This window comes from Streptomyces sp. NPDC050564 (assembly GCF_044457265.1).
GTDB lineage: Bacteria > Actinomycetota > Actinomycetes > Streptomycetales > Streptomycetaceae > Streptomyces.
Genome location: NZ_JBITGS010000014.1, coordinates 244972 through 267231 on the forward strand (window position 1 = coordinate 244972; position 22260 = coordinate 267231).

The 22260-nt window shown below is 67.9% G+C and carries 17 protein-coding genes and 2 tRNA genes; 12 read left to right on the forward strand and 7 right to left on the reverse strand.

The features are described 5' to 3' along the window. Positions 1-9: 9 nt before the first annotated feature. From yidC to rpmH, 4 genes are read right to left on the reverse strand one after another with little or no spacing between them, the layout of a single operon-like run. Complete coding sequence (gene yidC, locus ACIBK0_RS23630) at positions 10-1302, reverse strand: membrane protein insertase YidC (protein ID WP_399083201.1); 1293 nt, start codon at positions 1300-1302, stop codon at positions 10-12. 3 nt (positions 1303-1305) lie between these two features. Beyond that, positions 1306-1671 carry a membrane protein insertion efficiency factor YidD gene (gene yidD / locus ACIBK0_RS23635; RefSeq protein WP_383902963.1) on the reverse strand — a complete coding sequence of 122 codons (366 nt, stop codon included), beginning with the start codon at positions 1669-1671 and terminating at the stop codon, positions 1306-1308. After that, entirely contained in the window at positions 1668-2039 is a 372-nt protein-coding gene (gene rnpA / locus ACIBK0_RS23640; protein WP_266458390.1) for a ribonuclease P protein component, read from the reverse strand. Before rnpA ends, yidD begins: the two co-directional genes overlap by 4 nt. A gap of 21 nt (positions 2040-2060) precedes the next feature. Further along, the gene (gene rpmH / locus ACIBK0_RS23645; protein WP_006381191.1) at positions 2061-2198 is read right to left on the reverse strand and encodes a 50S ribosomal protein L34; all 138 of its coding nucleotides are present in this window, start codon (positions 2196-2198) and stop codon (positions 2061-2063) included. Positions 2199-2594: 396 nt separating this feature from the next. On the opposite strand from rpmH, the gene dnaA reads away from it, so the two are divergent. The 9 genes from dnaA to ACIBK0_RS23690 all read left to right on the forward strand — a co-directional run bounded on the left by dnaA (position 2595) and on the right by ACIBK0_RS23690 (position 15766). Then, positions 2595-4640, forward strand: coding sequence for a chromosomal replication initiator protein DnaA (gene dnaA, locus ACIBK0_RS23650; RefSeq protein ID WP_399083206.1), 2046 nt, complete (start codon positions 2595-2597; stop codon positions 4638-4640). 1054 nt (positions 4641-5694) lie between these two features. Beyond that, positions 5695-6825: a DNA polymerase III subunit beta gene (gene dnaN, locus ACIBK0_RS23655; RefSeq protein WP_399083209.1), complete on the forward strand. Its 1131-nt coding sequence runs from the start codon at positions 5695-5697 to the stop codon at positions 6823-6825. A 163-nt stretch (positions 6826-6988) separates the two neighbouring features. After that, a complete protein-coding gene (gene gnd / locus ACIBK0_RS23660) occupies positions 6989-7864 on the forward strand; it encodes a phosphogluconate dehydrogenase (NAD(+)-dependent, decarboxylating) (protein WP_399083212.1) in 876 nt (291 codons plus the stop codon). A gap of 129 nt (positions 7865-7993) precedes the next feature. Then, a complete protein-coding gene (recF, locus tag ACIBK0_RS23665) occupies positions 7994-9115 on the forward strand; it encodes a DNA replication/repair protein RecF (RefSeq protein WP_399083215.1) in 1122 nt (373 codons plus the stop codon). After that, positions 9112-9687, forward strand: a complete 576-nt coding sequence (locus tag ACIBK0_RS23670) for a DUF721 domain-containing protein (protein WP_399083218.1) — start codon at positions 9112-9114, stop codon at positions 9685-9687. Before recF ends, ACIBK0_RS23670 begins: the two co-directional genes overlap by 4 nt. 473 nt (positions 9688-10160) lie before the next feature. Next, positions 10161-12224, forward strand: a complete 2064-nt coding sequence (gene gyrB, locus ACIBK0_RS23675) for a DNA topoisomerase (ATP-hydrolyzing) subunit B (protein ID WP_399083221.1) — start codon at positions 10161-10163, stop codon at positions 12222-12224. A gap of 42 nt (positions 12225-12266) precedes the next feature. Further along, the gene (gyrA, locus tag ACIBK0_RS23680) at positions 12267-14858 is read left to right on the forward strand and encodes a DNA gyrase subunit A (protein ID WP_399083224.1); all 2592 of its coding nucleotides are present in this window, start codon (positions 12267-12269) and stop codon (positions 14856-14858) included. Between the two features lie 18 nt (positions 14859-14876). After that, on the forward strand, positions 14877-15578 hold the full coding sequence (locus tag ACIBK0_RS23685) for a DUF3566 domain-containing protein (RefSeq protein ID WP_399083227.1): 702 nt from the start codon (positions 14877-14879) through the stop codon (positions 15576-15578). A 111-nt stretch (positions 15579-15689) separates the two neighbouring features. Continuing rightward, positions 15690-15766, forward strand: a tRNA-Ile gene (locus ACIBK0_RS23690). 398 nt (positions 15767-16164) lie between these two features. Here the strand turns inward: ACIBK0_RS23690 and ACIBK0_RS23695 are convergent. Then, positions 16165-16521 (reverse strand): DUF6344 domain-containing protein, encoded by a 357-nt coding sequence (locus tag ACIBK0_RS23695; RefSeq protein WP_399083230.1) that lies wholly within the window; start codon positions 16519-16521, stop codon positions 16165-16167. Between the two features lie 337 nt (positions 16522-16858). On the opposite strand from ACIBK0_RS23695, the gene ACIBK0_RS23700 reads away from it, so the two are divergent. Both ACIBK0_RS23700 and ACIBK0_RS23705 read left to right on the forward strand, forming a co-directional pair. Next, complete coding sequence (locus ACIBK0_RS23700; protein ID WP_003999697.1) at positions 16859-16987, forward strand: DLW-39 family protein; 129 nt, start codon at positions 16859-16861, stop codon at positions 16985-16987. Between the two features lie 271 nt (positions 16988-17258). After that, positions 17259-18665 (forward strand): hypothetical protein, encoded by a 1407-nt coding sequence (locus ACIBK0_RS23705; RefSeq protein WP_399083233.1) that lies wholly within the window; start codon positions 17259-17261, stop codon positions 18663-18665. A gap of 15 nt (positions 18666-18680) precedes the next feature. On the opposite strand, the gene ACIBK0_RS23710 is transcribed toward ACIBK0_RS23705, so the two are convergent. Together ACIBK0_RS23710 and ACIBK0_RS23715 are read right to left on the reverse strand one after the other, a co-directional pair. Next, positions 18681-20777 (reverse strand): protein kinase, encoded by a 2097-nt coding sequence (locus ACIBK0_RS23710; RefSeq protein ID WP_399083236.1) that lies wholly within the window; start codon positions 20775-20777, stop codon positions 18681-18683. Between the two features lie 130 nt (positions 20778-20907). Continuing rightward, complete coding sequence (locus ACIBK0_RS23715; protein WP_362023614.1) at positions 20908-21456, reverse strand: DNA-binding protein; 549 nt, start codon at positions 21454-21456, stop codon at positions 20908-20910. Positions 21457-21638: 182 nt separating this feature from the next. Here ACIBK0_RS23715 and ACIBK0_RS23720 point away from each other — a divergent pair. Beyond that, positions 21639-21711 (forward strand) — tRNA-Ala (locus ACIBK0_RS23720). Positions 21712-22260 lie beyond the last annotated feature (549 nt).

Consider the following 22260-nt stretch of genomic DNA (forward strand, 5'->3'; position numbering starts at 1 on the left):
GACTCCTTCTTACTTCTTGGACGGGGACTTGGGCCTCTGCGGGCCCTTGCGCTGTCCGGACTGGGCTTTGCTGCGGGTACCGGTGCCGGGCTTGCTGCCGCCGCCGGCCGCCTTGGGTGCGGGCTTGGCGTCCTCCGGCTCGTCGGACTTGGTCAGCGAGGTCTTCGGCTCGGACTCGCCCGCCGCCTTGGCCGTGCCGGCTGCCGCGCCCGACTGGCGCTGCGACTTGGACTGCCGCTTCGGTTGCTGCCGCTTGGGGGCGCCACCGGTGGTGGTCGTGGTGCCGTCCTCGGCCTCGACGACCGTCGCGGCCTCACCCTTCACCACGGTGCCGTCGGCCTGGGCCACCAGACCCGCCTTGGTCAGGCTGTTGATGAACTTGCGCTCGAAGTCATTGCGGTCGCGGCCCTTGGCGACGATCGCCTTGACGATGGCCTTCTCGCCCCGGCTGCGCGTCTTCTCGTGGTGCGTGACGTGCTTCTGCAGGCGCTCCAGGTACGCGGCCTGAGCCTTGCTGCCCGGGGTCGGGTTGTTGTGGATGACGTACATCTGCTGGCCCATGGTCCACACGTTGGTGGTCAGCCAGTAGACGAGAACACCGACCGGGAAGTTGATGCCGAAGACGGCGAACATGACCGGGAAGACGTACATCAGCATCTTCTGCTGCTGCATGAAGGGCGTCTTCACCGTGGTGTCGACGTTCTTCGTCATCAGCTGACGCTGGGTGTAGAACTGCGACCCCGACATCAGCACGATCATGATCGCGGTGACGACACGGACATCGGTCAGCGTGGCGCCGAGCTGGGCGACCTTGTCGGCGCTGTCGGTGAACTTGGCCGCGAGCGGGGCGCCGAAGATATGCGCCTTACGGGCGCTGGCGAGCAGCTGATCGTCGATGACGCCGATCGTCTTGCCCGTCGCGATGCCGTTGAGCACGTGGTACAGGGCGAAGAAGAACGGCGACTGCGCCAGGATGGGAAGGCACGAGGAGAGCGGGTTGGTACCCGACTCCTTGTACAGCTTCATCATCTCTTCGGACTGGCGCTGCTTGTCGTTCTTGTAGCGCTCCTGGATCTTCTTCATCTCGGGCTGCAGGGTCTGCATGGCCCGAGTGGCCTTGATCTGCTTCACGAAGAGCGGGATCAAGCAGATACGGATCAGGATCACCAGGGACACGATGGACAGGCCCCAGGCCCAGCCCGTATCGGGACCGAAGATCTTCCCGTACACGGAGTGGAACTGGACGATGACCCAGGAAACAGGTGTCGTGATGAAGCTGAAAAGACTGGCAATCGTGTCCACTAATCAGGCTCCTTGAGCATGGGACGGGGTCTCGGCGGCCGGACTCGAGGGATGGTCGGACATTCCATGACCCTCGATGGCCGGTTCGGCGGCGGAGTTCCCGCCCTTGCGTGCACGCCAGGCGTTACGCAGCATTTCGTGCCATCGCGGACGCTTGCGCGGCGGAACATGGTCCACGCCGCCAAGCGACCACGGATTGCACCGGAGGATGCGCCAGGCGGTGAGTGCCGTTCCCTTGATCGCACCGTGCCGGTCGATGGCCGTGTAGCCGTAGTGGGAGCACGACGGGTAGTACTTGCAGACCGGCCCGAGCAACGGGCTGATCGTCCACTGGTACAGCTTGATAAGAGCCAGCAGCGGGTACTTCATCGCGCGCCCCCTCCCAGCAGCCGCTGAAGGGCGGCGTCCAGGTCTCGGGCCAGCTGTTCATGGTCGGCGTCGCCCGCACCGGGCAGCGCTCGTACGACTACCAGGCTACCGGGGGGCAGCAGAGCGACTCGGTCACGCATCAGATGGCGAAGCCTGCGCTTCACCTTGTTGCGTACGACCGCTCCACCCACGGCCTTGCTCACGACGAAACCCGCACGCGTCGGGGGAGCGCTCTCCCCAGGCGCGTGCGGGTCCGTTGCACCGCTACGTAGATGGACGACGAGGAGCGGGCGTCCGGCCCGGCGTCCTCGGCGTACCGCGGTCGCGAAGTCCTCGCGCCGCCTCAGCCGATGCTCGGTAGGCAGCACGACGTCATGACCTGTAAGTGATCAGGCGGACAGGCTGGCGCGACCCTTGCCACGACGGTTCGCGAGAATCGCGCGGCCGGCACGGGTGCGCATCCGCAGGCGGAAGCCGTGGGTCTTGGCGCGACGACGGTTGTTCGGCTGGAAGGTGCGCTTGCTCACTCGGGGGCTCCAGAAAGAATCGGTGGTGGCGGGGTGCCGTCCTGGCTGTCACCGTGCGCCCACGAGGTAGCTCGTTACGCCCGAGTGCACCGCTTCCCGATCACTCTTCGCGATCTGTGCCCATCGGAGGCAGGCGGCAGCAGCCATCGACAACTCGACCTGGTTACGGTACGCGCGGCTACGCCATCCGGTCAAACCAGCCCCGGCCAGGGGACACTATCCACAGGCTGGGGACAACAACTTGAACCGCACCGGTCGCCCTGACTACCGTGGCTGGACTCCGATTCGTTCCCTTCCCACCGCCCCAGCGGTTTTGTTCCCCCCGCCCCACCCGACTGACTTCCCAACCCGTTCCCAGAACCACACGTTCGTGGGACCCATGAGAGAGCGTGCCCTGTGGCTGACGTACCTGCCGATCTTGCCGCAGTGTGGCCACGAGTACTCGAACAACTCCTCGGGGAAGGCCGGGGGCAGGGTGTCGAGGCGAAGGACGAGCACTGGATCAAGCGCTGCCAGCCGTTGGCACTGGTCGCGGACACCGCGCTCCTCGCGGTCCCGAACGAGTTCGCGAAGGGCGTACTCGAAGGTCGCCTCGCGCCGGTCGTCAGCGAAACCCTGAGTCGTGAGTGCGGCCGCCCGATCCGGATCGCGATCACCGTCGACGACTCCGCCGGTGAGCCCCCGGCCCCGGCACCACCGACCCAGTCCCGGTACGAGGAGCCCGAGCTCCCCTCCGGGTCGGGCCAGGGCCGCGACTCGTACGAGGGCCAGGGCCGCGACGAACGCAGCGTCTACGAGAGCCAGGGCCGCGAAGAACGCAGCGTCTACGAGTCCGAGGGTCGCGGCGAACGCAGCGCCTACGAGCCCCAAGGACGCGACGAGCGCAGCCCGTACGACGCCCAGCGCCGCGACGGCTACGAGGGGTATGGCCGCCACCGCGCCGACGACCGCAGGAACGGCCGCTCCGACCCGCTCCCGGGCGCCCCCGGCGACCAGCTGCCGTCCGGCCGCCAGGACCAGCACTCCTCGGGTCGCCCGGACCAGCTCCCGACCGCCCGTCCGGCCTACCCGGACTACCAGCGCCCGGAGCCGGGCGCCTGGCCGCGGCACTCGCAGGACGACTACGGCTGGCAGCAGCAGCGCCTCGGCTTCCCGGAGCGCGACCCGTACGCCTCGCCCTCGCAGGACTACCGGCCGCAGTCCATGGAGCGCCCGCCGTACGAGCAGCAGCGCCCGGACTACGACCAGCCGCGCTCCGACTACGACCAGCGCCCCGACCGCCGCGATCTTCAGGAGCCGCCCTCGGGCAGCGGCCAGGTGCACCGCGGCGGCCCCGCGCTGCCTTCCTCCAGTGGCGCCCCCGGTCCGCTGGCCGCGCAGCCCGCGCCGGCGACCGGTCCGGGCGAGCCCACCGCGCGCCTCAACCCGAAGTACCTCTTCGACACGTTCGTCATCGGTGCCTCCAACCGCTTCGCGCACGCCGCCGCGGTCGCTGTAGCCGAGGCGCCAGCGAAGGCGTACAACCCGCTCTTCATCTATGGGGAGTCGGGCCTCGGCAAGACGCACCTGCTGCACGCGATCGGGCACTACGCCCGCAGCCTCTACCCGGGCACGCGCGTGCGCTATGTGAGCTCCGAGGAGTTCACCAACGAGTTCATCAACTCCATTCGGGACGGCAAGGGCGACAGCTTCCGCAAGCGGTACCGGGAGATGGACATCCTGCTGGTCGACGACATCCAGTTCCTGGCGGACAAGGAGTCGACGCAGGAGGAGTTCTTCCACACCTTCAATACGCTCCACAACGCCAACAAGCAGATCGTGCTGTCCTCCGACCGGCCGCCCAAGCAACTGGTGACCCTGGAGGACCGGCTGCGGAACCGTTTCGAGTGGGGTCTGATCACGGACGTCCAGCCGCCCGAGCTGGAGACCCGTATCGCGATCCTTCGTAAGAAGGCGGTGCAGGAGCAGCTCAACGCTCCCCCGGAGGTGCTGGAGTTCATCGCGTCCCGGATCTCGCGCAACATCCGCGAGCTGGAGGGCGCGCTGATCCGGGTGACGGCGTTCGCGTCGCTGAACCGGCAGCCGGTGGACCTCGGTCTGACGGAGATCGTCCTCAAGGACCTGATCCCCGGCGGAGAGGACTCGGCCCCCGAGATCACCGCGACCGCGATCATGGCAGCCACCGCCGACTACTTCGGACTGACGGTGGACGATCTGTGCGGATCCTCGCGCAGCCGCGTCCTGGTGACGGCGCGGCAGATCGCCATGTATCTGTGCCGCGAGCTCACGGACCTGTCACTGCCGAAGATCGGCGCGCAGTTCGGCGGCCGCGACCACACGACCGTCATGCACGCCGACCGCAAGATCCGCGCGCTGATGGCCGAGCGCCGCTCCATCTACAACCAGGTCACCGAACTCACGAACCGCATCAAGAACGGCTGACGGCACAGCGGTACGCCGCTGAGGGCGCCCCGGGACACGCTCCCGCGGGCGCCCTTCGCCGTTCTCGTCCGCGCGGCGAGGGCGACCGTCGGCCTTCTCGTCCGCGCGGCGAGGGCACCCCCAGGCCTTCTGACGCAGGTGCCAGGGGCGCCCGCGACCGTTCTCGTGCACGTGTCGAAGGCGTCCTTCGCCGTTGCCGAAGACGTCCTTCGCCGTTCTCGTACGCGCGCAGACGGCTTCCGCCCCCTTGTCGCCGCTACCGACCCGACATCTGTTGTTCGAATACGAGCTCGGTTACGGCCACTCTCCACAGATTCGGTGACTTTCCGACGTCCACAACCTGGGGACTGGGAAGTTGTCCCGATCGTGTCCACAGGGGCTGCTGTTGCGAGACCATCGGACCAGGTCAACACCCTGTGGATTCGTGGACGAAGACTCTCCACAGACTGTGGACGAAGAAAAGATCCACAGGGTGTGTACGGAGTTGTCCACCGGAGACCCACAGGCCTGAGTCGGTTGTCCCCAGTGATCCCCAGCTTCTCCACACCTCTGTCCACTGTTCGGCAAGGCGCCGCGCCTTCTCACCGTGTCGAGTGAAAGGCGTCACACAAAGGTGTCCGGTTGGCCTGTGGGGAACGTGGGTAAAGCTGGGGACGGTGCTGGGGAGAAGTGGCACGAGGCTGTGCATCGAGTGTGCAGAACTTTTCGTCGTCCACAGAAACCCTCGGTTGTCCACCGCCTCCGCCCACAGGGCCAGTGGACAAAAAATCGCCTCTGAGCTGCGAAAACACGGTTATCCACGGTTTCCACAGGGCCTACTACTAAGACCAACTAGAGAGAGCCTGGGAATCGTTTCGAAGACGGGGCTGTGCACAACTCGCTCTCGGAGGCTCCAGTGCCACTCGGCACGACTTGACCCCGAGGGGCACCGACTGTCAGCGCGGTGCGTCAGACTGTTCCCCGGTGTCCTTCCCGTCACAGGGTCGAGGGACACCGAGTCAGACGACGAAGGCCAGCAGGGCGAGAGCGCCGGCAACAGACGGAGGCGGCAACGGTGAAGATCCGGGTGGAACGCGACGTACTCGCGGAGGCAGTGGCCTGGGCGGCACGCAGCCTCCCGGCCCGTCCGCCGGCGCCTGTGCTCGCCGGCCTCCTTCTGAAGGCCGAGGACGGTGCCCTCAGCCTCTCCAGCTTCGACTACGAGGTTTCGGCGCGCGTCTCGGTGGACGCGGAGGTCGACGAAGAGGGCACGGTCCTCGTCTCCGGCCGCCTCCTCGCCGACATCTGCCGCGCCTTGCCCAACCGGCCGGTGGAGATTTCCACAGACGGTGTACGGGCGACCGTGGTCTGCGGCTCCTCTCGATTCACACTCCACACCCTGCCTGTGGAGGAGTACCCGGCGCTGCCGCAGATGCCGTCGGCGACCGGCACCGTCCCGGGTGAGGTCTTCGCCTCGGCCGCAGCTCAGGTGGCCATCGCGGCAGGACGTGACGACACCCTCCCCGTCCTGACCGGCGTGCGCATCGAGATCGAGGGCGACACGGTCACCCTCGCCTCCACCGACCGCTACCGCTTCGCGGTCCGCGAGTTCCTGTGGAAGCCGGAGAACCCGGACGCGTCCGCGGTCGCCCTGGTGCCCGCCAAGACGCTCCTGGACACCGCCAAGGCCCTCACGAGCGGCGACAGCGTGATCCTGGCGCTGTCCGGCTCGGGCGCGGGCGAGGGCCTGATCGGCTTCGAGGGCGCCGGGCGGCGTACCACCACCCGTCTGCTCGAAGGCGACCTCCCGAAGTACCGCACGCTGTTTCCGACGGAGTTCAACTCCGTGGCCGTGATCGAGACCGCCCCCTTCGTGGAGGCAGTCAAGCGTGTGGCCCTGGTCGCCGAGCGGAACACCCCCGTGCGGCTCAGCTTCGAGCAGGGCGTGCTCATCCTGGAGGCCGGCTCGAGCGACGACGCACAGGCTGTGGAAAGGGTTGACGCCCAGTTGGAGGGTGACGACATCTCGATCGCCTTCAACCCGACGTTCCTGCTCGACGGCCTGAGCGCCATCGACTCGCCGGTGGCCCAGCTCTCTTTCACGACGTCCACCAAGCCCGCGCTGCTGAGCGGCAAGCCCGCCGTGGACGCCGAGGCGGACGACGCCTACAAGTACCTGATCATGCCGGTGCGCCTGAGCGGCTGAGTACTGCGAGCCCGCCGGTCCGCACGGCCCGGCGGGCAAATTCGCAGGTGGGGCGTTCGCCTGAGCGGCTATGCCCACAGGTGTGCGTGAGCGTCCGGGTTTAGGCTCGGATCCAGGTACGAGAGTGCCCTCACGCCACGTCGCAACCCCTAAGGAACAACTGATGGAGCTCGGTCTCGTCGGCCTCGGCAAGATGGGCGGCAACATGCGCGAGCGGATCCGCCGCGCAGGCCACACCGTCATCGGATACGACCGCAACCCGGACCTCGCCGATGTCCACAGCCTGGAAGAGCTTGTGGGCAAGCTCAAGGGCCCGCGCGTGGTGTGGGTCATGGTCCCGGCCGGTGCCGCGACCCAGTCCACCATCGACGAGCTGGCCGCTCTCCTGGAGCCTGGCGACGTCGTCGTGGACGGCGGAAACTCCCGCTGGACGGACGACGAGAGGCACGCGGTCGAGCTGGGCATCAAGGGCATCGGCTTCGTGGACTGCGGTGTCTCCGGCGGCGTCTGGGGCCTGGAGAACGGCTACGCGCTGATGTACGGCGGCACCGCCGAGAACGTCGCCAAGGCGCAGCCGATCTTCGACGCGCTCAAGCCCGAGGGCGACTTCGGGTCGGTGCACGCCGGCAAGGTCGGCGCGGGTCACTTCGCGAAGATGGTCCACAACGGCATCGAGTACGCCATGATGCAGGCCTACGCCGAGGGCTGGGAGCTCCTGGAAAAGGTGGACTCCGTCACGGACGTGCGCGAAGTCTTCCGCTCCTGGCAGGAGGGCACGGTCATCCGCTCCTGGCTGCTCGACCTCGCCGTCAACGCGCTGGACGACGACGAGCACCTGGAGAAGCTCAAGGGTTATGCACAGGACTCCGGCGAAGGCCGCTGGACTGTGGAAGCCGCCATCAACCACGCGGTGCCGCTGCCCGCGATCACCGCGTCGCTCTTCGCACGCTTCGCCTCGCGACAGGACGACTCGCCGCAGATGAAGATGATCGCGGCGCTGCGCAACCAGTTCGGCGGCCACGCCGTCGAGAAGGCCTGATCAGCGCCCCGGGTTCGCCACCCGGGGTGACCCGGTTGTCCACAGCCGGGGGAAAAGCCCGAAGGCCGGGGTAGACCCGACCGTCGGGAAGTACGGAAACACCACGCTGGGGGAGGTCGGCGAACGACCATGCACGTCACGCATCTGTCGCTGGCCGACTTCCGTTCGTACGCCCGGGTGGAGGTCCCGCTCGACCCGGGCGTCACCGCGTTCGTGGGACCCAACGGACAGGGCAAGACGAACCTGGTCGAGGCGGTCGGCTATCTGGCGACCCTCGGCAGCCACCGCGTCTCCTCCGACGCGCCGCTCGTCCGCATGGGCGCCGATCGGGCGATCATCCGGGCCAATGTCCGCCAGGGCGAGCGCCAGCAGCTCGTCGAGCTGGAGCTGAACCCCGGCAAGGCCAACCGTGCCCGCATCAACAGGTCCTCGCAGGTCAGACCCCGTGACGTCCTCGGCATCATACGAACCGTGCTGTTCGCCCCCGAGGACCTCGCACTGGTCAAGGGCGACCCCGGCGAGCGGCGCCGCTTCCTCGACGAGCTGATCACCGCCCGCTCCCCGCGGATGGCGGGTGTCCGCTCGGACTACGACCGGGTCCTCAAGCAGCGCAACACCCTGCTGAAGTCGGCCGCGCTGGCCCGGCGGCATGGCGGCCGCACCATGGATCTGTCCACGCTCGACGTGTGGGACCAGCACCTCGCGCGCGTGGGCGCCGAGCTGCTCGCCCAGCGGCTCGACCTGATCTCCGCGATCCAGCCGCTGGCCGACAAGGCGTACGAGCAGCTGGCGCCGGGCGGTGGGCCGATCGCGCTGGAGTACAAGCCGTCCGCACCCGGCGAGGCACACACGCGCGAGGACCTGTACGAGCAGCTGATGGCGGCGCTCGCCGAGGTGCGCAAGCAGGAGATCGAGCGGGGCGTGACCCTGATAGGACCCCATCGAGACGATGTGCTTCTCAAACTCGGTCAGCTGCCCGCCAAGGGATACGCCTCCCACGGGGAGTCCTGGTCCTACGCGCTGGCGCTGCGCCTGGCCTCGTACGACCTGCTCAGGGCCGAGGGAAACGAGCCGGTGCTGGTCCTGGACGACGTGTTCGCGGAGTTGGACACGCGCAGGAGGGAGCGTCTCGCGGAACTCGTCGCGTCGGGCGAGCAGGTGCTGGTGACCGCCGCGGTCGACGACGACGTACCGGACGTACTGGCGGGGACGCGATATGCCGTGTCCGAGGGCACGGTGGAGCGCGTATGACGGAGAACACACCCGGAAAAAACGCTCCCGAAGCCGCACCCGGCGAAGTACCCGGCAAGAAGACCCCCGAGCCCTCCGGCGTCGACCTCGCGCGCGTGGCCCTGCGCGCCGCGAAGGAACAGGCACGCGCGCGCGGGGACGCGGCGCAGCAGAAGAAGCAGGCGCGGCGTGGCGGGCTGCGCTCCGGCGCGCGCGCCGACGGGCGCGACCCGATGGCGCTCGGTGCCGCCATCAACCGGCTGCTCACCGAGCGTGGCTGGGAGACCCCGGCCGCGGTGGGCGGTGTGATGGGCCGCTGGCCGCAGATCGTCGGCGACGACCTTGCCAAGCACTGTGTTCCGCTGCGCTATGACGACGACCCGGCCGAGCGGGTGCTGACGGTGCAGTGCGACTCGACCGCCTGGGCGACCCAGCTGCGCCTGCTCGCCCCGCAGTTGGTCGCGCGGCTGAACCAGGACCTGGGGCACGGCACGGTGCGGTTGATCAAGGTGCAGGGCCCCGGGGGCCCCGCGCGCCGCTTCGGGCCCCTGCGCGCCCCCGGCAGCACGGGTCCCGGCGACACCTACGGGTGACCAAGGCCCGCGGGAATCGTCCATCACTGCTGATCACGACCGGCCTCGGCCTTCCATACTTGCGATCACGAAGCGGTCCGACAGCCCGGCACAGCCGATCATGAAGCGGCCCCTGCCATGCCCCACAGCCCGTCGTGGAACGGCCCCGGCCGTCGGTCCCGGGCAACCGCATGCGGTTGCGAACACCGACCTGACTCCGCAGTAGCCAAGGGTTGACACCCGGAAGCGCTGAGTGCCGCTGTGAGCCTCTTTGGGCCCGGGTCCGCATATGGGGAGTCGGCCGAGACCGGTTCAGGGCGGCACATGCGGACTCAGGTACCGGCAAACCCCCATCACTGTCGGCGCTACCGGTAGACTGAAAGCTAATCCCGCCCCGCTTGCGGGGACCATCGGGAAATGGTGTGCAACGCTGACTAAGGCTTACCAACGCAACACGCCGCAACCGCTCCGGCCACCCGCCGGGAGCTTGGCTTGTGCTGTGCCAGAAAGGGCGCTTCGTGGCCGATTCCGGCAACCCCAACGAGAACATCCCGTCCACCGACGCCGGCGCCAATGGCGAGGTCACAGCCTCGTACGACGCCAGCGCCATCACCGTCCTCGAGGGTCTGGACGCGGTCCGCAAGCGACCCGGCATGTACATCGGCTCGACCGGTGAGCGCGGACTGCACCACCTCGTGTACGAGGTCGTCGACAACTCCGTCGACGAGGCGCTGGCCGGCCACGCGGACACGATCGACGTGACGATCCTCGCCGACGGCGGCGTTCGCGTCGTCGACAACGGCCGAGGCATCCCGGTGGGCATCGTCCCCTCCGAGAACAAGCCGGCCCTCGAGGTCGTGCTGACGGTCCTGCACGCGGGCGGCAAGTTCGGCGGCGGCGGCTACGCGGTCTCCGGCGGTCTGCACGGCGTCGGTGTCTCCGTCGTGAACGCCCTGTCGAGCAAGGTCTCCGTCGAGGTCAAGACGGACGGCCACCGCTGGACGCAGGACTACAAGATGGGCGTCCCGACGGCCCCGCTCGCCCAGCACGAGGCCGCGGAGGAGTCCGGCACCTCGGTCACCTTCTGGGCCGACGCGGACATCTTCGAGACCACCGACTACTCCTTCGAGACGCTCTCGCGGCGCTTCCAGGAGATGGCGTTCCTCAACAAGGGTTTGACGATCAAACTCACTGATGAGCGCGAGTCGGCGAAGGCCACCGCCGGGGCGGACGAGGCGGGTGCTGACGAGAAGGACGAGGTCAAGACCGTCACGTACCACTACGAGGGCGGCATCGTCGACTTCGTGAAGTACCTCAACTCCCGCAAGGGAGACGCGGTGCACCCCACCGTCATCGACCTCGAGGCCGAGGACAAGGACAAGAGCCTGTCCCTCGAGGTCGCGATGCAGTGGAACAGCGGCTACAGCGAGGGCGTGTACTCCTTCGCCAACATCATCCACACCCACGAGGGCGGCACGCACGAGGAGGGCTTCCGTGCGGCGCTGACCTCGCTGATCAACAAGTACGCGCGCGACAAGAAGCTGCTGCGTGAGAAGGACGACAACCTCACGGGCGACGACATCCGCGAGGGTCTGACCGCGATCATCTCGGTCAAGCTGAGCGAGCCCCAGTTCGAGGGCCAGACCAAGACCAAGCTGGGCAACACGGAGGCGAAGACCTTCGTCCAGAAGGCGGTCTACGAGCACCTCAACGACTGGCTGGACCGCAACCCGAACGAGGCCGCGGACATCATCCGCAAGTCCATCCAGGCGGCCACCGCGCGCGTGGCGGCCCGCAAGGCGCGTGACCTCACCCGCCGTAAGGGCCTGCTGGAGTCGGCCTCCCTGCCGGGCAAGCTCTCCGACTGCCAGTCGAACGACCCCACCAAGTGCGAGATCTTCATCGTCGAGGGTGACTCCGCCGGCGGCTCGGCCAAGTCCGGCCGCAACCCGCAGTACCAGGCGATCCTCCCGATCCGAGGAAAGATCCTCAACGTCGAGAAGGCCAGGATCGACAAGATCCTGCAGAACCAGGAGATCCAGGCGCTGATCTCCGCCTTCGGCACCGGAGTCCACGAGGACTTCGACATCGAGAAGCTCCGCTATCACAAGATCATCCTGATGGCGGATGCCGACGTCGACGGCCAGCACATCAACACCCTGCTGCTGACCTTCCTGTTCCGCTTCATGCGGCCGCTCGTCGAGGCCGGTCACGTGTTCCTCTCCCGCCCGCCGCTCTACAAGATCAAGTGGGGCCGGGACGACTTCGAGTACGCGTACTCGGACCGCGAGCGCGACGCGCTGATCGAGCTCGGCCGCCAGAACGGCAAGCGCATCAAGGACGACTCGGTCCAGCGCTTCAAGGGTCTCGGTGAGATGAACGCCGAGGAACTGCGCATCACCACGATGGACCAGGAGCACCGCGTCCTCGGCCAGGTCACCCTCGATGACGCCGCCCAGGCCGACGACCTCTTCTCGGTCCTCATGGGCGAGGACGTCGAGGCGCGCCGCGCGTTCATCCAGCGCAACGCCAAGGACGTCCGCTTCCTCGACATCTGAGTCGGTCTCAGCTGACCGCAGCAGAAAGGATCTTCACCAGCAATGGCCGACGAGAATATTCCGAGCATCCCTGAAGAAGAGGGTCTGGCTCTCCGTGTCGAGCCCGTCGGGCTCGAGACGGAGATGCAGCGCTCGTACCTCGACTACGCGATGTCCGTCATCGTGTCGCGCGCGCTGCCCGACGTACGGGACGGCCTCAAGCCTGTCCACCGCCGCGTCCTGTACGCCATGTACGACGGCGGCTACCGGCCCGAAAAGGGCTTCTACAAGTGCGCCCGCGTCGTCGGCGACGTCATGGGCAACTACCACCCGCACGGCGACTCCTCGATCTACGACGCGCTGGTCCGCCTCGCGCAGCCGTGGTCGATGCGGATGCCGCTGGTGGACTCCAACGGCAACTTCGGTTCCCCGGGCAACGACCCGGCCGCCGCCATGCGGTACACCGAGTGCAAGTTGATGCCGCTGTCCATGGAGATGGTCCGCGACATCGACGAGGAGACCGTCGACTTCACGGACAACTACGACGGCCGCTCCCAGGAGCCGACCGTTCTGCCGGCCCGCTTCCCGAACCTGCTGATCAACGGCTCCGCCGGTATCGCGGTCGGCATGGCGACCAACATCCCGCCGCACAACCTCCGTGAGGTCGCGGCCGGCGCCCAGTGGTACCTGGAGCACCCCGAGGCCTCCCACGAGGAGCTGCTCGACGCCCTTATCGAGCGCATCAAGGGCCCCGATTTCCCGAGTGGTGCCCTGGTAGTGGGCCGCAAGGGCATCGAGGAGGCGTACCGCACGGGCCGTGGCTCCATCACGATGCGCGCGGTCGTCGAGGTCGAGGAGATCCAGAACCGCCAGTGCCTGGTGGTCACCGAGCTCCCCTACCAGGTCAACCCGGACAACCTCGCGCAGAAGATCGCCGACCTGGTGAAGGACGGCAAGATCGGTGGCATCGCGGACGTCCGCGACGAGACGTCGTCCCGCACCGGCCAGCGACTCGTGATCGTGCTCAAGAGGGACGCGGTCGCCAAGGTCGTCCTGAACAACCTCTACAAGCACACTGACCTGCAGACGAACTTCGGTGCCAACATGCTGGCGCTGGTGGACGGCGTCCCGCGCACGCTGTCGCTCGACGCGTTCATCCGCCACTGGGTGACGCATCAGATCGAGGTCATCGTCCGCCGTACGAAGTTCCGGCTGCGCAAGGCCGAGGAGCGCGCGCACATCCTGCGCGGCCTCCTGAAGGCCCTGGATGCCATCGACGAGGTCATCGCGCTGATCCGGCGCAGCGACACCGTCGAGATCGCACGCGAGGGCCTGATGGGCCTCCTGGAGATCGACGAGATCCAGGCCAACGCGATCCTCGAGATGCAGCTGCGCCGGCTGGCCGCCCTGGAGCGCCAGAAGATCATCCAGGAGCACGACGAACTCCAGGCGAAGATCCGCGAGTACAACGAGATCCTCGCCTCGCCGGTGCGCCAGCGCGGCATCATCAGCGAGGAACTCGCCGCGATCGTCGAGAAGTTCGGCGACGACCGCCGCTCCAAGCTGGTGCCCTTCGACGGCGACATGTCCATCGAGGACCTGATCGCCGAAGAGGACATCGTCGTCACCATCACGCGCGGCGGCTACATCAAGCGCACCAAGACGGAGGATTACCGCTCGCAGAAGCGGGGCGGCAAGGGCGTACGCGGCACGAAGCTGAAGCAGGACGACATCGTCGACCACTTCTTCGTGTCGACCACGCACCACTGGTTGCTGTTCTTCACCAACAAGGGCCGCGTCTACCGCGCGAAGGCGTACGAGCTTCCGGACGCCGGCCGTGAGGCGCGCGGCCAGCACGTCGCGAACCTTCTCGCCTTCCAGCCGGACGAGGCGATCGCCGAGATCCTCGCGATCCGCGACTACGAGGCGGCGCCTTATCTGGTCCTCGCCACCAAGGGCGGTCTTGTGAAGAAGACGCCCTTGAAGGATTACGATTCCCCGCGCTCCGGCGGTGTCATCGCGATCAACCTCCGTGAAACGGAGGACGGTTCCGACGACGAATTGATCGGAGCCGAGCTGGTTTCGGCAGAGGACGATCTGCTTCTGATCAGCAAGAAGGCGCAATCGATCAGGTTCACCGCTACGGACGACGCGCTGCGCCCCATGGGCCGTGCCACCTCGGGCGTCAAGGGCATGAGCTTCCGCGAGGGAGACCAGCTCCTCTCGATGAATGTTGTTCGACCCGGTACGTTCGTGTTCACTGCCACAGACGGCGGGTACGCGAAGCGGACCGCCGTCGACGAGTACCGCGTCCAGGGTCGCGGCGGCCTCGGCATCAAGGCCGCCAAGATCGTCGAGGACCGTGGGTCGCTCGTCGGCGCGCTGGTGGTGGAGGAGACGGATGAAATCCTCGCCATCACACTGTCCGGCGGTGTGATTCGCACGCGAGTCAACGAGGTCAGGGAGACAGGCCGTGACACCATGGGCGTCCAACTGATCAACCTGGGCAAGCGCGATGCCGTGGTCGGTATCGCACGTAACGCCGAGGCCGGTCGCGAGGCGGAGGAAGTCGACGGCGATGTCGCTGTGGACGAGACCGCCGAGGGCGTGGAGGCCGTCGGTACGGACGAGGGCGAGCCGTCCTCGGACGAGTAGCGCGAGGAGTGAGGCATCGTGAGCGGAGCCACGGGCGCCGGATCGACCGGTACGGAAACGGACGGCGGCCGTGGCCCCGCCACGGATACTGACTCCCATGACTCTCATGGATCCCAGGGGGGAACTGTGACGGACACCCGAGGCCCGCAGGCCCAGCAGTACGCGGGCGGGCAGGCGGCCCCGGCCGCGGCGCCACCGGCGCCTGGCTCGCCGCCGCCGGGTTCGCCGCTTCCGGGGGAGCGGCAGCCGCAGGCTGCTCAGCCGTACCACCCGCCGCAGGCGTACCCGGCTCAGCAGCCGTCGGCGGGCGCGGTCCGTCGGCCACGCACCGGGGCGCGTACGACACCGCGCACGCGCAAGGCGCGGCTGCGAGTCGCCAAGGCCGACCCGTGGTCGGTGATGAAGGTCAGCTTCCTGCTCTCCATCGCGCTCGGCATCTGCACGATCGTGGCGGCCGCGGTGCTGTGGATGGTCATGGACGCGATGGGCGTCTTCTCGACGGTCGGCGGCACGATCTCGGAGGCGACGGGGTCGAACGAATCCAACGGATTCGACCTCCAGTCCTTCCTCTCGCTCCCGCACGTCCTGATGTTCACCACGGTCATCGCGGTCATCGACGTGGTCCTGGCCACCGCGCTGGCCACCCTCGGAGCGTTCATTTACAACCTCTCCGCGGGCTTCGTCGGCGGCGTCGAGCTGACGCTGGCCGAGGACGAGTAGACGCCGGCAGGCGCCCTCTCAAACGTCCGCCGACTATCGATTTTGGGACTGGCCACGTCGTGCGCTAATCTTCAGAGGTCAGCGCGCGGGACACACACCGCACAGCGCGGCGGGGCTATAGCTCAGTTGGTTAGAGCGCATCCCTGATAAGGATGAGGCCACAGGTTCAAATCCTGTTAGCCCCACCAGCACGAAGACCCCCAACCGATCATGGTTGGGGGTCTTTGCGTTGAGTGTGCCGAGAGGTCCTGGTGCCGCAGCAGATCAGTACGAGCGTCGCCAGAAGCGAGAATCTCGGCAGGGCGTAGGGCGTAGGGCATGGCGGTGGCGAATTGATCGACTCCCTGGTCCTGGATCATCCCCGGTGCCGGTTCCTCCAGGGAATTGCCGTACAGCAGAGGCGTACAGCGGGGCCGTACAGCTGAGATGTACAGCAACCCTGCCGATCGGCAGCAGCCATTCAGCCGGGGTTGCCCTGGCATGCGGAAGGCCCGGCAACTCATACGAGTTGCCGGGCCTTCGCCCTGTGTGGCTTTGTACGCAAGTTCGCCGCTACGTCAGGGGTGCCGTGGGTGGTGCCGCGCGCTCAGAGCTGGAGGGGCGTGAGGGGCTCCGTGTCGGCCTTCGCGAGGGCTTGGGGGCTGCAGAGGGTCGCGAGGTCCGCCATGGCGTCGTCGGCGGGCGGACGGTGGCGACAGCTCGGCGAGGAGCCGTGGGCCTCGGCGCGGATGCGTTGCTTCATCGTGGGGGGCAGGGCCCGGCTGTTGGACCAGGTGCCGTAGGACATCGCCGGGAGCGTCAGGGAGGGCGCGCTGTTGCGCGTCGCCTCGGCCTGCGGTACCGCGGCGGCCGCAGTGGTCGTGATGAGTCCGAGCGCCGTGCACAGCGCCAGGAAGGCGGTGACGAAGGCGGTCCACAGCTTCATGACCTTGTTCTGGGTCATGGCCCCTCACTTTCGGGTCAGGCGATTTGCGTACTTTCCTCATGATGTGTATGTGGGCCGCGAAGTGGTGGACCGACGCCCGTGGCGCGTCGATGTTCAGATGAACACCACCCGGATGGCCGCAAGAGGCCCGAAAAGTCGCAGATCATGGTGAAAGTCACTGTCTGTGAGGCGTGATCACCCTGTGATCACCCTTCGGTCGGAGTGATCGCGTCCGGTTCTATTGCTGTGTTCCGGGCGGGAGTTGAGAGCCGATCCAGGTCACCGATCGATATCGGTCGGTGTGTATAGTCGGGCGCCAGAGGTCCCCTACGTCAAGGAAAGACGAGGTCGCGCGGTGAAGAAGCTTCTCCTGGTCGCACTGGCCGCCATCGGCGGGCTCCTCGTGTACCGCCAGATCCAGGCGGATCGCGCCGAGCAGGATCTGTGGACGGAGGCGACTGACTCCGTGCCCACGGGTTCGTGAGTACCGACAACAGTCTCAGAGCAGACCCCGGCCGCCTCGCGGTCGGGGTTTTGTGTTGTCCGGAGAAGGTTTTGCGCTGTCCGGGGAATCCCGGATTCACCTGTGCAAACAAAATGATTGCGTTGGCAACGCCGGAGTGAGGGCGAGGGCTTGGTACAAGCTCCGTTTCGGCCGCTCGTAGGGATAGCACGGGTGGCGCGGTGGTCGGCGGGGCAGTATGGGCCACGGTCCGGGGCTTTGACGAGGGGCGAGGGACGAGGGGTGGCGTGTGATGGGGCGGCGCACGGTGAGGTGGTACGGCCGCGTGCTCGTGGCTGTCGCAGCGGCGCTGTGCGCGATGGTCGCAGGGGCGGCGGGGCAGGCCGCCGCGGACGGCATACCCACGCCGTACGCCTTCGCCCAGGACGCCACCACCGTCAAAGGCACGACGGATACCACCAACTCGGTACGCCTTGAGCCGGGCAGGGCCTACAAGAGCTCCATAGGCAGGGACGGCAAGCTCTACTACCGCCTCGAACTCGACACCACGTCCAACGCATACGTCTCGGCCACCGCCGTCCCCAGGCCGGGGACGACGGTCTCCTACTCGGACGGCATCAAGGTGTCCGTGCAGGACGCCAACAGTCGCCACTGCTCCTTCTCCGGAACCGCCCATTTCGGCGCCACCCAGAGCCCCCACCCCATCGCGGCATGGGCGTCACGCGAGACGGGCGGCGATCAGTACGCCTGTCAGACGGAGGGCACGTACTACGTGGTCGTCGAGCGCAGCGGTACGGCGGACTCCCCGTCCGGCGACTGGGACCTGGAGCTCAGCTATGTGTCGGAGCCCGCCCTGAAGAAGGCGGCCGGTTCGACAAACGCTCCCGAGGTCTGGAACTCCGCGTCGCCCGACGCCCTCGCGGGGAATCCGAAGCGCCGCAGGGGCGGGGCAGGGTTCGCCACGGCGACCTCGCTGAAGCAGGGAATCTGGCAGGACGGGATCAGCCCCGGACAGACGCTCTTCTACAAGGTGCCGGTCGACTGGGGACAACAGTTCTACGCCACAGCAGATCTGGGCAGTTCGAACCGCGGTAAGGGCTATGTCGGCACCGCTCTCGTCATGTCCCTCTACAACCCCGTGCGTGGCTTCGTCGACGACGTCGGCTCCGGCTACGACGGCAGCCAGCGCTCCGCCGCGCTCGATCCACTGCCTCCCGTCGCGTACGAGAACCGCTACGCCCTCAACGACCGCGTGAGCGGGATGCGGTTCGCGGGCGCCTACTACCTCGTGGTGCACCTTTCCGCGCAGGTCGCCGACAAGATCGGCGGCGGGCCGTTCGGGCTGACACTGCGTGTGCGCGTCGATGGAACGGCGCGGACAGGTCCCGAGTACGCGGGGCAGCCACAGCCTCGCGACGCGTTCGCCCTCCCGGCGGGGGGCTCCGACGAGGCGGCCGACGGCACGGTGGGCGGTGCGACCGCCACCGGAGGCGGTGGCAGCAGTGACAGTGGCAGTCGCAGTGGCACGATGAGGTTGGTCGCCGCGGGCGGGATCGGCACGGGGAGCGCGCTGGTGCTGGGGCTCGGGGTATGGGCGGTGGTCGCGCGGCGACGGGCGGGGGTGGCGCCGGAGGATGCGGATACGGCTTCGGCTCCGATGTCCGCGCCCTGGGAGCGTGGGGCACCTCGGGGCTGGTGACTTCAGCCGGCTCGCTCAGATCTGGGCCAGCGCCCAGAAACCCACCGCGAAACAGGCCAGCGCGAACAGCAGGACAGGGACGGCCACCTTGGCGGGGGGCCCTGGACGCGGCCGTGCGCGCCTGGCGCGGTGCCCCGGAATCGCACCCGCCTGAGGCGGAACCTGCACGGACCGAGCGGTGTATGAAGCAGTAGAGGCGTACGCGTGCTGCGGCATCGCGGCGGACGGAGCCGCGGGCCGATGGGGGGAGGGCACTTGCGTAGGTGTGGGGGTGGCAGTGGGAGTGGGAGTCGGCGTGGGTTCGAAAGGCGAGGTGTAGAGGGGAGTTTGCGCCGGGAGCGCCGCGGTGGGGGGAGTGGCCGGCTGCTCGGGCTGGGGCCGCGAATGGTACGGGGCAGGCTGCAGTTGCGTCTCGTGCCATGCCTGCTGGGGCTGTGGCTCCGGCTGCGAGTGGCCTTGAGGCCGCGGCTGCGACTCCGTGTCGGGAGCGGCAGGCTGTGGTGGCGGCAGGTGGAAGCTGCCGGTGTCCGACATCGTGGACGGCTGTGGGGGGACGGTGTCGGGGGCGGGGACAGGTTGCGGCGGTACGTCATCGGGAGCGGGCTTCGGCCCTACGTTGCCGCGGGCGGACTCCGGCTGTACGTCACTGGCAGCGGACTTGGGGGGTACGCGATCGGGGGTGGCCCCCGGGCGTTCACGATCGCCGGCGGCCTCGGGACGCATGTGAGCGGGGGTGGACTCCGGCCGTATGTGCCCCGTGTGGAACTTCGGGGCTACGCCATCGGTACCGGGCCCAGGCCAGACGTTCCCGGAAACGGCGTCCTGAGACAGCGTTCCCGAATCGTGGTGCCATGGCCTGGAGCTGGAGCTGGAGCTGGAGCTGGAGCTGGAGCTGGAGCTGGAGCTGGAGCTGGAGCTGGAGCTGGAGCTGGAGCTGGGCCCAGGATCGGAGTCAGCAGCAGAACCCGGACCGGAGTTGGGGCTGGAGTTGGGGCCGGAGCCGGGCCCCGACACGGAGCCGGAGCCGGAGCCGGAGTCGGCTTCGGGGCCGAGCCAGGACGGTATGTAGTCGTGGCCGGGCCGGGACAGTGTGTTGTCGGGCCCGCGCCAGGACGGTGTGTCGTCCGGCCCAAGCCAAGACGACGTGTCGTCGGGGCCGAGTTGTGGCGCTGCCGGCGCGTCCGGACGCGTCCCGGATGACGAGCCCCCGGTGCTCGCCCCCGGCGCTGTTCGCAGAGGTCCTTTCGGGCCAAACCCCTCCGGGAGCGGGCCGAGTTGGTCGAAGACCTCGACGAGCTCGTCATCGGGCCCGGGCTCGGGCAGCAGCTCGGCGGCCGAGGCGAGAGCCTTCCGCGCCCCGGTGGCGGTGCGGAACCGCGCGTGCGGGTCGGGTTGCACCAGCGTGGCCACGACCTGCCACAACGGCTCGGGGATGCCCCGCGGAGCGGACGGCGTGCCGTTCTCGGCGAAGTACTCGATCAGCGCCTTGGCGTCGGGCTTGGCACCCTCCAGCAGATAGAGGGCGACCAGACCCACGGCGAACAGGTCGGCGGGGAAGTCCGGTTCGGCGCCCATCATCTGCTCGGGGGCGAAGTAACCGGGCGTTCCGACCACATAGTTGGTCTCCGTCAGCCGTGGTTCGCCCAGCCGCATCGCGATGCCGAAATCGGACAGGCGCAGCCGTGGCCGAGCCGTGCCGGTCGCTTCGAGCAGCACATTGGCGGGCTTGATGTCGCGGTGCACGACCCCCTCCGCATGCACCGCGGCGAGGCCCGCCAGCAGCTGGTCGAGCAGGACGCAGACGAAGGGGGGAGGCAGAGGGCCGTAGTCATTGACCAGGTGGACCAGGGAGCCGCCTGCGACCAGATCCATGGTGAACAGGACCTTGTCGTCATCGGCGGCCCAGCTGGCGGGAGCGAGCACATGTGGATGGTCGATCCGCAGCGCCTGCTCCCGCACGAAGCGCAGCAGCGCGTGCGCGTCGCTCTGCTGCAGCACCTTGGCGGCCACATACCGGCGCCGCCGGTGGTCCCAGGCGCGCCAGACCGCACCGACTCCCCCGCGTCCGATCGGGTCGACCAGTTCGTACCGGCCTGCGAAGACCTCACCCATGGTCGTGCGTCGCTCCCCTTCGGCGGTCGGTCCGGAGACCTCTTCCGAGGTGCCCGGCTGCCTGACTTGCGGCGGCTGGAAGGTGTAACGGGCCTTCAGCGGCCGGGCGTTCGGCGGCCGGGCGGCCTGCTCAGCTCTGGTGGGACTGGTAGTGCGCGACCGCGTCGGAGGTACGGCCGGCGCCGTACACCCGGAGGAACTCTGCCAGTTCCGGGTGGGTCGGGGCGAGGGTGTCCGCCGCCTCGATGATGTCCCCGGCGGCCGCCACCGAGCGCAGCAGCGACTGAATCTCCCGGACTACGCGCTTGACCGTCGGCGCGCCCGAACTGGTCGTCGACTGCGTGGTGTTGCTGAGCACCGATCCCCCCTGCGACTTCTTGATCTCGTCCATGCGCTCGGTCGCCTCGGCGGCGCTGACGCTGCCGTCCGCAACCTGCCCCGCCAGGTCCTGCAGCAGCTGCACACGCTGGACCACCGCGGGATTGCCGATCTTGGCGCGCTGACCGCTCATCAGCTGCGACAACATGGGCGCGGACAGACCCAGCACCCCGGCAAGACGCGCCTGGTTGAGACCCAGATCGTCTATGAGCCTACGAAAGAGCGCCCCCAACGGCTCCCCGTACCAGTTCCGCTGCAGCTCCCGGGCTCTTGCGGTTGCTTCCTGCTGTGCGGCGTCCATTGCGTCTCCCCATCGCTTCCCCTAATACCGTGGTTCGCTGTAGCGAACCACGTCGAGCATCTTACGGAGAGTGGTCGTCCACGGGGACCCCCAATCTTTTTGCGAGATCCCGGGGGTGACCCGGTACTCTGGTCTGCGGCGCCCGTCGACAGGTCGTTCCTGTGGCCGGACGCTCCTCTTCCGGGGCCTTAGCTCAGTTGGTAGAGCGCTGTCTTTGCATGGCAGATGTCAGGGGTTCGACTCCCCTAGGCTCCACACCTCGAAAGACCGGTCAGGCGCCCCTCGCGGCGGCCTGGCCGGTTTTTTGTATGTCCCATTTGCTTCCCCCGGCGGGCTCGATGCGGGCGGCGGTGGGGAAGGGGCGGGGGCGACGCGAGTGAGGGCAGTGACGTGTGTCACAAAAAGGGCTTTGCAGACGTTGCAATCCTTTGCGCAAATGAATGCCGGGAGTGGTGTCTGTGCATCTACGTGTCGGCGATCGAAGTGATGCATGCGGGGGGCGTCAACTCGGTGCGGGAGCCTTGCGTGAGCTGGCGCGGGCGAGCGGGAGTAGCCGGAGTATCACACTCCGTCAACAGGATCTGCACGGTTACTGCACATGTAGGCCGTTGCAAACGTCATCGCGAGCCGTATTCGTGAATCTGCCTCGCCGGCCTTCGTGTGTCGGACTCACGTCTGTTCCACGTGAAACAGCGCCGTGGGGGGGGAGAGCGGGCAATAGTATTGCCCCCCCCGCGGGGGGGTGGAGGGGGCCGCACCCCCCGGGGGGGCGCGCCCCCCCGAGCGCCCCCGCCCCCCAGGGCC